At 48.2% G+C, this 11714-nt stretch carries 12 protein-coding genes; all 12 read left to right on the forward strand.

Annotation, left to right across the window (positions count from 1 at the left end; all coding sequences use genetic code 11):
- Positions 1-12 precede the first annotated feature (12 nt).
- The gene (locus Q0369_RS02775) at positions 13-942 is read left to right on the forward strand and encodes an MlaD family protein (protein WP_177389034.1); all 930 of its coding nucleotides are present in this window, start codon (positions 13-15) and stop codon (positions 940-942) included.
- A gap of 2 nt (positions 943-944) precedes the next feature.
- Positions 945-1508, forward strand: coding sequence for a hypothetical protein (locus tag Q0369_RS02780; RefSeq protein WP_298095665.1), 564 nt, complete (start codon positions 945-947; stop codon positions 1506-1508).
- A complete protein-coding gene (gene ruvA / locus Q0369_RS02785; protein ID WP_005870379.1) occupies positions 1505-2059 on the forward strand; it encodes a Holliday junction branch migration protein RuvA in 555 nt (184 codons plus the stop codon). Before Q0369_RS02780 ends, ruvA begins: the two co-directional genes overlap by 4 nt.
- A 23-nt stretch (positions 2060-2082) precedes the next feature.
- Positions 2083-3114, forward strand: a complete 1032-nt coding sequence (locus Q0369_RS02790; RefSeq protein ID WP_298095669.1) for a D-alanine--D-alanine ligase — start codon at positions 2083-2085, stop codon at positions 3112-3114.
- Positions 3115-3174: 60 nt separating this feature from the next.
- Positions 3175-3393, forward strand: a complete 219-nt coding sequence (locus Q0369_RS02795) for a type II toxin-antitoxin system Phd/YefM family antitoxin (RefSeq protein ID WP_005870381.1) — start codon at positions 3175-3177, stop codon at positions 3391-3393.
- Positions 3383-4114: an alpha/beta fold hydrolase gene (locus Q0369_RS02800; RefSeq protein WP_298095675.1), complete on the forward strand. Its 732-nt coding sequence runs from the start codon at positions 3383-3385 to the stop codon at positions 4112-4114. Before Q0369_RS02795 ends, Q0369_RS02800 begins: the two co-directional genes overlap by 11 nt.
- A gap of 855 nt (positions 4115-4969) precedes the next feature.
- Positions 4970-6748 carry a Mur ligase family protein gene (locus Q0369_RS02805; protein ID WP_298095678.1) on the forward strand — a complete coding sequence of 593 codons (1779 nt, stop codon included), beginning with the start codon at positions 4970-4972 and terminating at the stop codon, positions 6746-6748.
- Positions 6749-6996: 248 nt separating this feature from the next.
- On the forward strand, positions 6997-7692 hold the full coding sequence (locus Q0369_RS02810) for a DNA alkylation repair protein (protein WP_298095680.1): 696 nt from the start codon (positions 6997-6999) through the stop codon (positions 7690-7692).
- Between the two features lie 81 nt (positions 7693-7773).
- Complete coding sequence (locus tag Q0369_RS02815; RefSeq protein WP_177389050.1) at positions 7774-8142, forward strand: pyridoxamine 5'-phosphate oxidase family protein; 369 nt, start codon at positions 7774-7776, stop codon at positions 8140-8142.
- Positions 8143-8401: 259 nt separating this feature from the next.
- The gene (locus tag Q0369_RS02820) at positions 8402-9175 is read left to right on the forward strand and encodes an SDR family NAD(P)-dependent oxidoreductase (protein ID WP_298095683.1); all 774 of its coding nucleotides are present in this window, start codon (positions 8402-8404) and stop codon (positions 9173-9175) included.
- Between the two features lie 375 nt (positions 9176-9550).
- A complete protein-coding gene (locus tag Q0369_RS02825) occupies positions 9551-10144 on the forward strand; it encodes a BON domain-containing protein (RefSeq protein ID WP_298095686.1) in 594 nt (197 codons plus the stop codon).
- A 592-nt stretch (positions 10145-10736) separates the two neighbouring features.
- Positions 10737-11363, forward strand: coding sequence for a uracil phosphoribosyltransferase (gene upp / locus Q0369_RS02830; protein WP_298095690.1), 627 nt, complete (start codon positions 10737-10739; stop codon positions 11361-11363).
- Positions 11364-11714: the final 351 nt, after the last annotated feature.

Genomic DNA, 11714 nt, shown 5'->3' on the forward strand with positions numbered 1-11714 from the left:
TAGGAGAAAAGATTGGAAAATAGAACTTCATACACGATAGTAGGCGCATTTGTTATGATCTGCGTCGCGGCTCTTACGGCGTTTATGTGGTGGATGCTTACTAAGACTGACCGCGGCGAGAGCTACCGCTCCTACTATATCCACACAAAAGAGCTTCCCGTAGGCATTAAGGAGAATTCCGAAGTTAAATTTATCGGCGTAAATGCGGGCATCATCAAAAGTATCGACTTTGCCGATATCGAAAATGCGATTATTGAGATTGAAATTTCAGTAAAAAGCAAGCTACCGATCTCGCAAGATAGCGTCGCTAAGGTAGAATCTCAAGGCATAAGCGGAATCGCGTTTATAAATATCACGAAAGGAAGTGGCAAGCTTTTTCCGCCGAATGATAAAAAGCCGATAATTGCGCTGGATAAAACGCTTCTTGATAAAATCGGCTCTAAAGCTGAAGTCATCACCGATAGCGTGAGTGAGATGATCTTTAAAATTAATGGGCTGTTGTCTAAGCAAAATACCGATAAAGTGGATAGAATTCTATCTTCGATGGATAAATTTAGCGCCGAGTTAAGCGATGAGAAAAAATTCCAAAGCCTAGACGCACTGCTTGCTAACGTAAATACTCTCATAGCAAATTTAAACGAGCGCGAGAAGGAGCTAGACGCGCTGCTAGATAATCTAAACGCCTTTGCCGTGAGTGCTGCCAATCTATCGAATTCGCTGGATAAAACCGCAGGCATCATCACTAAGCGTATCGATCGCGGCGAGTACAATCTAAAAGCAATCTTGGATCCTACACTTGAAGAGGCAAAAAACACTCTTGGTGAGCTCAAAAAATCGCTTAGAGAATTCCAAGGCGCGATGTTTAGGCTAGAGGACAATCCTTACGATTTCTTTTTTAAAGACACTTCTAAAGGCGCGGATCGCGACGATAAAAAGGAATAAAGATGAAAAATTTTATAAAGTTTACGCTTGCTGTGACACTGGCGGCGATATTTTTAGGCGGCTGCTTAGCCAAGCAGGCTAAGCCATACACCTACTACGAGCTGCGTTATGATCAAAAGCGTTGCGTAAATCCTAGCGGTACGCGCAAAAATATCTTTATCGACACCATCACGGCGACCGATCTCGTCGATAGGCGGGATATTTTAATAGTGGATTTTAGAAACCGAACGCGGTTCGCAAGCGACGCCAAATTTATCACGATGCCTAGCGAAATGGTATATAAAGCGCTACTTGATGCGGCATTTTCCACCTGCTCGCTAAATCCGATCTTCGTGCCAAAAGAGCGGGATTTGCGCCTAAAAACCAGTATCGTAGCGCTTCAGATCAATAATGATCAAGCAACCGTCACGATGGGGTATGAAATTTTGAATTCTTTAGAAAGCATAAAATCAGGCATCGTCACTAAGCGCGTTTTCGTGCCTGATCCTAGCTCGCAAAGCATTTATAATGCCCTAAATTTAGCGCTTAATGAGAGCATAAACGAAATTTTAAAGGCTCTTAGATGATAGCGGCGATCGAAGGAATTATCACGCGCAAGGAGCCCACTGCTTGCGTCATTAAATGCGCCAGCGGCGTAAGCTACGCTCTTTCATTGTCATTAAATACCTCCGCGAAGCTCACGCAGGGCAAGCTGACCGAGCTTGCGTGCGTACAAATTCTGCGCGAGGATGCCGATTTGCTGTATGGGTTTTTAGACGAGAGTGAAAAAAAGATGTTTGAAACCCTAATCAAGCTTAGCGGTGTAGGTGCAAGCACGGCGATGGCGGTTTGTTCGACGCTCGCTCCGCAGGATTTCGCGCGTTGCGTAGCTACGGGGGATGCTGCGACGCTAACTTCAGTTCCGGGTATCGGCCCAAAGACCGCTAGACGGATCATTGCCGAACTAGGCGATGCGAAGCTAATGGAATTCGGTCCTAGCGAGACTTATAAGAACGAAGCGGCGTCCGCGCTACAAAGCCTTGGATTTAAGCGCGATAAGATCAATCAAATCTTAGCAGGATGCAGCAGCACGAATACGTCAGATCTTGTCAAAGAGGCGTTAAAAAAATTAGCATAGAAAATAAAATTTGAAGGAAAACAATGAAATTTGGCTTAGTTTTTGGAGCTCAAAGCTATGAGCACGAAATAAGTATCATCTCGGCAATTGCTGTCAAAAATGCCCTAAAAGGCTGGGACTTGGAGTTTGTATTTTGCGATAAAAATCGTAAATTTTACCGCATTGAGGATAAAAATATGCGCGCGGCGTATTTTAAACAAGGTGGCTATGCTAAAGCAAAAGAGCTTAGCATCGGTGCGGGCGGATTTTTTGAGAGCGGAATGTTTAGCAAAAGCATGCTAGAAGTCGGCACATATATCAATCTAATCCATGGCTGCGACGGCGAGGATGGCAAAATGGCGGCGCTATTTGAGTTTTTTGGTATCCCTTATATCGGACCTCGTATCGAAGCTAGCGTGCTAAGCTATAATAAAATTTTAACCAAGCATCTAGCCGCAATCGCAAATGTAAAAACCTTGCCGTATGAGATCGTAAATCGTACCAGCCTGCCTAATTTTAATTTTCCGATCATCGTTAAGCCCGCTCATTTGGGCTCTAGCATCGGAATTTCGATAGCCAAGAACGAAAGCGAGTTTAGCTATGCGCTGGATCAGGCTTTTGAGCTAGACGACAGCGCGATCGTAGAGCCATACTGGGAAAACGTAAAGGAATTCAATCTCGCAGGCGCTAAAATAGACGGCAAAATCGTATTTTCAAACATCGAAGAGCCGAAAAAGGAGGGCTATTTAAATTTCGATCGTAAATATTTGGATTTTTCGCGTAGTGGCGCGATCGAGCCCGCTCGTCCTGGCGCTTTATTAGAGGGTAAGATGAAAGACGCCTTTACGCGGCTTTATAACGCAGGATCATTTGATGGCGCGCTCATTCGCTGCGATTTTTTTGAAAAAGAGGGCGAAATTTATCTAAACGAGATAAATCCGAACCCTGGCAGTCTCGCAAACTACCTATTTGACGATTTCTCCGAGGTCTTAGCAGCTCTTGCTTCGTCGCTGCCGCCGATGAGGCAGATCCCTGTAAGCTACGAGCTAATCACCAAAATCACCGCTAATAAATAGCCAATCGTTTAAAATTTTACGCTAAATTTTACGTAAAATTTTACTCCAAAAGGTCGAGTTATGATAAATCAAGACGAAATTTACACCGCTACCGAGATCGTGCGTAACTTCAGCACCGTTTTAAACAAGATCAAAAACCAAGAAATCAAAAAAGCCCTGATCGTCAAAAACAACAAATTCGAAGCCGTGATGATCAGTATGAGCGAGTTTGAGCGGCTTGAAAAAGCAGTCGAGCTACTTAAAGCCGTTTACGCCAAAAGGAGCAGCGGTGGCGAGTAAAGAGCTTGTCTACGGCGGCGAGAGTTACAAAATCAGCTACGAAATTTCAAACCTGCAGCGCACCGAATATATTTTGGTGTTGCACGGCTGGGGTGCAAACAAAGCGCTTATGTCTCGGGTTTTTTCGGATAAATTCCGCCGTTACGCGTTAGTGTGCGTCGATCTGCCGGGATTTGGCGCCAGCTCACAGCCCGCGCGCGCCCTTGGCAGCGAGGATTACGCGGAGATTATGCGTGCCTTTATCGCGGCTTTTGGCAAGCAACCCGCAGCGATCATGGGGCACAGCTTTGGCGGCAAGATCGCTGCATTGCTAGCTCCGCACAATCTAATACTACTAAGCAGCGCCGGTATCATCGAGCCCAAGCCCCTTGCCGTGCGCGCCAAGATCGCGATTTTTAAAATTTTGAAAAAACTTGGACTAGCGGGTCTTTGGCGCGCGTTTGCAAGCAAGGATGCCGCAGGTATGAGCAAGACGATGTATGAGACGCTAAAAAACGTCGTAAATGAGGACTTCCGCGACATTTTTTCCGCGCTAAGCCCGCAAAATGCGCTCATCTTTTGGGGTAAGGACGATCGCGCCACTAGCCTAAAAAGCGGCGAGCTGATCCACTCGCTCGTAAAAAATAGCAAATTTTATCCGCTGGCGGGGGATCACTTTTTCTTTTTGCAGAGCGCGGAATTTATCGGCGAGCAGATCGAAAAGGAGCTTAGCGGCAGCTAAATTTAACGATTTGGCGCCGCACTAAATTTAAAGCGAAACGCGATTTTGTGTAAATTTTAAAATTTAGCCGCGAAATTTTAGCGCTGCACCGTTAAAACCGCGCTTTAGACGCAAAAACAGATCGCGCGAAAGGCAAGAGCGAGGTGTAGTTTAAAAGCGTTTTATTGCGGCGCTTTAATACGGCTTATCTTGCGGCGCGCGTTTTAAAATTTTGCAATTTGTTTGCGCCAAAGATCGCAAACCGAAGCGTAAATTTAAACATAAAAGTCGCGAGCACGCGGTACATATTTAAAATTTAGCGGCGTAAAATACGTTCTTTGGGCGCGCAGTATAAAACGCAAAGCTCAAATTGCGGCGTGCCGCGTTAAATTTTAAAATTTTACGCCGTGGCGGGTCGTTTCCGCTCTGCGCTCGCGATTGCGGCAGCCGTACAATAGACGGCAAAACCGCGCGTGTGTATCGCAAGCGGACGATTAATTTGGTCGCATAGCCGCGTCATGTATTCGCCGCGACAGAAGACCTATGTGCCGCAAATGATGCAAATCATCGCGCGAGATAGGTCTCGATATCGTAAGATATACAGCATGCGAAAATTTCAGGTCGCGATAGATGAGTGCGGCACAGTATCAATAACGAAAAGTCGCGCGGCAGCGTAAATTTATCTAGCGCGGCTCGTGCAGCTTTTGCGAGAGCGTGAATTTGCGAGCTAGCGAAGTTTGTAAAATAGAATTTGCAAAGCGAGAATTCGTAAAATTTGCAAATGAAGCCAAATGCCTGTTAGCCCTAGCTCGCCGCATTTTGCCCGCACGGGCTTGCAAAGCGGGCGCGCAAATTTATAAAAAGGAATTTTAAAAGATGAATATAATATTTTTGATCGCGCACGCGGCATTCGTCCTGATGCTCGGCTTTTATCTGATCACCTGCTTGCAGTGGTTTTCGTACAAGCCCGCGCGCATCATCTTTCACTTCACCAAACCCGCGTGGCACCTCTATTTTTTGATTTTGCCGCTAGCGGCGTATCTTAGCTGCGAGATTACGGCGGGCCTCTGTGCGGCTAAATTCGGCACCGCGCCCCTCTATGCTCTGCACGCCGCTAAAATTCTAATCGTCGCGGTCTATGCGCTAGCGCTTTATTTTTGGCAAAGAGGGCTTGATAAAAAGCTCGTCTTTACGCCGCGCGTGAAGCGATTTTTTGCGATTTTAGCGGTTTGTGTGTTTAGCTTTAACGTCGCGTTTTATGCCGTGGGGGGGCCGGTTTTGTCGATCTTTTTACCGCTTGGCGCGGGCCTTGCGGCGAGTTTTGCTTACGAGCGGGCGCAGGCTGCGAAATTTAAGGCCGACGCACGCAAAAAGTTGGCCTCGATGCCCTCTCTTACGATCATTCAGATCACCGCGAGCTACGGCAAGACGAGCATTAAAAATTTCTTGTATCAAATTTTAAAAAGCGACTTTCGCTGCTATAAGACGCCACGCTCGGTAAACACGCTGGCAGGGCTCGTGCGCGACGTAAACGAGGCGCTGCCCGCAGATACGCAGATCTACATCGCCGAGGCAGGCGCCAGGCTAAGCGGCGACATCGCCGAGATCACCGAGTTTTTGGCGCCGCAGATCGTCGTCGTGGGCGAGATCGGCGCGCAACACATCGAGTATTTCAAAAGCATTGAAAACATCCGCAAGACCAAGCTTGAAGCGCTCACAAGCGTGCGGCTAAAGCATGCGTTTTTGCACAGCTCTACGCAAAAAAGCCCGAGCGAGCGCGTCACTATCTACGACGAGGGGCTGGAAATCCAGAGCGCGGATCTGGACGGCATAAAATTTAGCCTTAGCTTGAGCGAGGATGAAAGCGGTGCAAGCTGCGAAAATTCTGTGCCGCGCGCAGAAACATCCGCCGCAGAAAGCGAAGGGCAGGGCGGTTTGAGCCTAGACGCAAATAGCGCGGCATACGCAGAAAAAGATAAAAATTCTAAAAATTACGGCGCCGATTTTGACGATGCAAATTCCATATCCTGCGCCGAACGGAGCGAGCAAGAATTTTGCGAACAAGCCGTCCGCGCCGTTAGCGACGATAAAATTTGCAGCGACAAAGAGCGGGGCGCGCAAGAGGCTTTAAACGGATGGAGTGAACAAGGAAAGAGACATGAGTTTTTCGCGCCGATTTTGGGTAAATTTAACGCTACAAATCTCGCCGCGTGCATAAAGATCGCGCGATTTTTGGGGCTTAGCGCAGATAAGATCAAAAGCCGCGTCGCGCATGTTAGCGCCGTCGAGCACCGCCTCGCGCGGCTCGATGCGGGCGGCAAAATCATCATCGACGATAGCTTCAACGGCAATCTAAGCGGCATGCTGCAAAGCTACGAGCTGATGCGAAGCTACGGCGGGCGCAAGGTCATCATCACGCCGGGCATCGTCGAGAGCACGCGCGAGGACAACGAGACGCTCGCCGCCAAGATCGATGAAATTTTTGATCTCGTGATCATTACGGGCGAGCTAAATTCCGAGGTGCTGCAAAGTAGGATAGATCCAAAAAAGACTATCGTTTTGAAAGACAAGCGCGATTTGCAGCGGGTTTTGAGCGAAAATACGCACAGCGGCGATCTGATTTTATTTTCAAACGACGCGCCGAGCTTTATTTAAGCGGCTTTGGCGATATGGCTTGCTTCGCCCAGCGGCATACGGCGCGATTTGGCAGGGCGTATTTTTCAAATAAAAGGTTTTGAGCGAGTGCTGCGGACGATTTAAAGTAGCGCGATCTATCGGGCGATTAGTTTGAGCGTGCGGCGCGATCTGTTTAGATAGATAGTCTGTGCGGCGAAATTTTAGCGCACCGAGATCAGCTCGCGTTCGGGCTGGTAAAATTCGCAATCAAAATTTAAAGGAAAGTTATGGATTTACGAGAAAAGATGCTAGGGCAGCTGCGAGAGCTAAGCGAGGAGAAGTTCGCGCAATTTTCGCAGCGCCTAATATCCACGCCGCAGATTTTAGGCGTACGCACTTCCGCACTGCGCGCGCTTGCTCGCAAAAGCTTCGCCGCTTTGGGCGGAGCGGACGAGGCGCGGCACAAGCTGCAAAATTACGAGCCCATTTTTCACGAGGAGTTTGTCCTAAAGGGCTTTTTCATAATGCTTTTGAAGCAGGATGAGGCGAAATTTGCGCTTGCGAGCAGTTTTATCAAAACGATGCCTAATTGGGCGGTTTGCGATATGTTCGCTCCGAAATTCAGTAACGCCGCTTTTGCGGACGCGCTGCTAAAGCAGGCTAAAAGCGGCGCGGACGAGTTTGAGAGGCGATTTTTCTACGTTTATTTTATGCAAAATATGGACGCGATCTCGCCTAAGGAATTTTTTGAAATTTGCGCCGCCGAAAGCGACGGGCGGTACTACGTGCAGATGGGTGCGGCGTGGGCGATAGCGGAGATGTTTATCAAGCAGCGCGAGATCACGCTTGCGTTTTTGGCGAGCAAGCGGGCGGCTAAATTTGTCCAAAACAAGGCGATATCGAAGATCCGCGATAGCTTTCGCGTAAGCAAAGCCGAAAAAGATGCGCTTTTGAAATATAAAATTAACCGCAGCAGAAAGTAGCGGAGGTAGTTAAATTTCAGTTGCGCGCGGGGCTTGTCAGCCAAAATCGCGAGCTTTAAAATGTAAATTTAAGGAGAAGAAATGTTTAGCAAGGAATTTTTAGAAATTTTAAATTACGAATGCGCCGTGGGTATCGCTACCTGCGCGCAGGGCGAGGCTCACATCAGCAATACGTGGAACAGATATCTCGTCATTAAAGGTGATCGCATCCTCATCCCCGCTGCGGGTATGAAAAAGACGCAAAGCAACGTGGAGGCAAATCCAAACGTCGAGCTTAGCGTCGCAACGAAGGAGCTAGCAGGCAGGTTCGGAGCGGGGCGTGGCTTTGTAGTGAAGGGCACAGCGCGTTTTATTGATAGCGGTGCGGAGTTTGAAGAAACGAAGGCGAAATTTCCGTTTGCTACGAGGCTACTTGAAATCACGGCTAGTAGCGTAAAACAGGTGCTGTAAGCCAAGCGGCGCAGTTTGGGTGGAATTTTACGGATGAAATTCCCGATGAAATTCCGCCGCGAGCTTTGTGATGGAATTCCACCGTGAAATTTTATCGATGGAATTTTAAAATTAGTAAAATTTTATCGACGAAATTTCGCTTCGCCGTAAAATTTTAAAGCGAGCGAAATTTTAAAGCCTGCAAAATTTCGAAGTTTACAAGATCTGTAAGTCTCGCTCAAATTTTTAGAGCATAAATTTACGCATTGAAAGGAAAAGTATGAAACGATTAGGGGGTAAAACCGCCGTAATCACTGGCGGAAGCGACGGCATAGGGCTTGGCATAGCAAAGTGTTTCGCCGAAGAGGGCGCAAATTTGATCCTGCTCGGCAGAAGCGAGGAGAAATTAAAAATCGCGCAGGAGAACCTAGGCGGTTACGGTGTGAAAGCTTACGCGGTAGAGGCGGATTTGGCGCAAAGCAAAACGATAAAAGGCCTTTGCGAGCGCATTTTAGCATTACCCCTTAAGATAGATATCCTTGTAAATAATGCCGGATTGGGAAAATTCGTACCCTTTGAGGCGACCGACGAAGCGCTGTTAGACGCTCATCTAAACCTAAACGTCAAAGCGCCCTATCTACTTACTCAGGGGCTTTTGGGTGCGCTTGCGGCTAGCAAGGGCTGCGTGATCAATATCTCGTCGTATTTTGCGAACCGAATGCTCGTGGGGCGCACCACGACGGCGTATTCGATCACCAAAGGCGCGCTAAATTCTTTCACTAAATCGCTTGCCTTCGAGGTTGGCAAACTCGGCGTGCGCGTTAATGCCATAGCGCCCGGAAGCGTGCTGACGCCGCAGTTTGAGCGAAATTTAAGCGCGCTTAGCCCGCAGGGGCGCGAGGCGTTTGAGCAGATGGTGCAAAATATCTACCCGCTCGGTAAAATCGGCAGCGCGCAGGACATCGGCGAGGCGGCGGTGTTTTTGGCTTCGGATGCGGCGAAATGGGTCAGCGGCGCGATATTTGCGATAGACGGCGGGCTTACGACGAATTAGCCGCGACTGGGCGGAATTTTGGGCGCGGGTTTTGAAATATAAAATTTTACAGAGGCGAATTCCGCCGCGAGAAATTTACCCCGTAGAATTTCGCGCGGCAAATTTGCAACGAAATTTAGCCACGTAGAATTTTACGGCGACGAATACTGCGCGCGAAATTCCGCCGTGGCAAAAGCGCAAAATTCCGCAAGCTGTGCGAATTACAACGTAAATTTTAAAATTTATATTGTAAAATTTTACGGCGTGTGGTTTGGGCGGAATCTCGCGGCGCAAAATTTGAAGCTGCGATAAAACGGTGCCTGCGGGGCTAAATTTAAAAAGTGAAGCTAACGGCTGGCTTGAGATAAGTAGAAATTAAACGAGATTGGAGAGGGTTTGAGGGTTTTGTTTCTGGCATTTTTGTCGGTGTTTTTGCTCTCTTGCGCGGCGCTATTTAGCTCGTGCGCGGCTCCGCTGGCGCCCGCTGGTAACGCGCTTAGCGTATACGACATCTACTCCGTAGCGCGCGACAGCCGCAGCGTAAGCGAGGTCGCTAGCGACAAGCTCATCCAGACTAAAATCCAAAGCAAAATTCTATTTACCAAAGGCCTTAGCAGCTGGGATCTGGAGGTCGAGTGCTTCTACGGCGAGGTCTATCTCATCGGGCTGCTGGATAGCGAAGCGATGCGCGAGCCGCTGTTTGCTTTAGCTCGGCAAACCGAAGGCGTGCGGCGCGTACATACCTATCTGCGCGTCAAAAAGCCCGAATATCCGTGCAATTCGTTTGAAATTTTTACAAATTTAAAGAAAAATCTCTTTTCCGATACCGACGTTTCGGGCACTGCGGTGCGCGTGGCGATCGTGGGCTGCGACGTGGTATTTAGCGGCGTAGTAACGGACATCGAGCACGAAAAACACGCGATCTGGTACGCGACGCACGCGCCCGGGGTGCAGGACGTGTATTCGTTTCTGCGCGTAGTGAAAGAGTAGGGGCTTTGCGGTTAAATTTGACCGCTTCGGCACGGCAAATTTAACCGCTTGCGGCGGGCTAAATTTAAAAAGATACGTGCTCGGTGCAAGCGGCTTGCTTGCAAAGCGTCGGTGCGTATGAAATTATAAATTTAGGCGCGCAAGACAGCTGGAATTTTAAAATTTAGCTCACGAGCGCGAGCATTAAGTAAATTTAAAGCCGCCTCAAACGATAATTTCGGAAGTGAAATTTACGTCGCGAGTGCTCGCCGAAAAGTAGAGCCCGGCGTGCCGATAAAAAGCGCGCCCTGTTTAAATAGCGGTCAAATCAAAAGCGGCACGCGCGAGCTAAATTTAAAGCACTGCGTTTTTAAAAGCGCTGAATTTAAAGCGAGCCGCCGAACTAAATTTAAATGTCATAACGCGTGCATTGCGAGCGAAAATGAGCTAAATTTAAAATCGCGTTGTCGTTATCGGCAAAATTTCAGCGCCATGGCGCAAAAGCTCGTGCTAAAATATGCGATCAAAATGCCCCAAAGGGCGCAAAATTCAGTAAATTTAAGGAGAGAAAATGAGCCAAAGCCAAAAATGTACGTACCAAACCGCGTGCGAGCTGCCCAACGTGAGGCTTATCAAGCACCCGCTGATCGAGCATAAGCTCACGATCCTGCGCGATCGGGGGACCGATCCGTTTCAGTTCCGCATGCTCGTCGATGAGATCAGCTACCTGATGATGTTCGAAGCCACGCGCGATCTTGCGCTGCGCGAAGTGAGCGTGCATACGCCCGTAGCGCAAACCTGCGCGCATAAGCTCGCTACAAAGATCATGATCTGCCCGATTTTGCGCGCCGCGCTTGGAATGCTAAATAGCGTTTTCAAGCTCATACCGGACGCCAGCGTGGGATTTTTAGGCTTTCAGCGCGACGAAAAAACCGCGCAGGCGGAGTTTTTTTATGCCAAGCTGCCCGCAGACGCCGCAGAGCGCACCGCAATCATCATCGATCCGATGTTTGCGACCGGCGGCACGGCGATCGATGCGGTGAAATTTCTGCTGAAAAACGGCGTCAAAAAAATCAAATTTATCTCCATCATCGCAGCGCCAGAGGGGCTTCATAAATTTAGCGAGATCTACCCGCAGGTCGAGGTTTTTACCGCGGCGATCGATGAGAGATTAAACGAGCAAAAATATATCGTGCCTGGTCTCGGAGACGCGGGAGATAGAGTATTTAATACGCTGTAAGTTTGCGCGGCGAAGGACTTTGCGCTGCGTTAAATTTGCGCGGGATAGTGTTTTGCGCGACGATAAGTTAAATTTGCCAGCAATGCAATTTGCGCTGCGAAATCTATTTATCAAATATACGGGTTACCGCGGCTCGGAATTTCGCGCTGCGGTAAATTTGACAAGGCGCGTATTTTTACAGCGTGCACAATACATAGTGAAATTTTAAATTTTGCGGCGCCGTAAATTTGGCGCGTTCGTAAATTTTAACTCGTCGTGGAATTTGCGGTATTTTTGGAATTTATCAAATAAAATTTTAGCTCCGCGATGTATAAAACACGTAAATTTCAAAGTAAGAGAAAGATGAAATAG

It is taken from the genome of uncultured Campylobacter sp. (genome assembly GCF_938030685.1).
Taxonomy (GTDB): domain Bacteria; phylum Campylobacterota; class Campylobacteria; order Campylobacterales; family Campylobacteraceae; genus Campylobacter_B.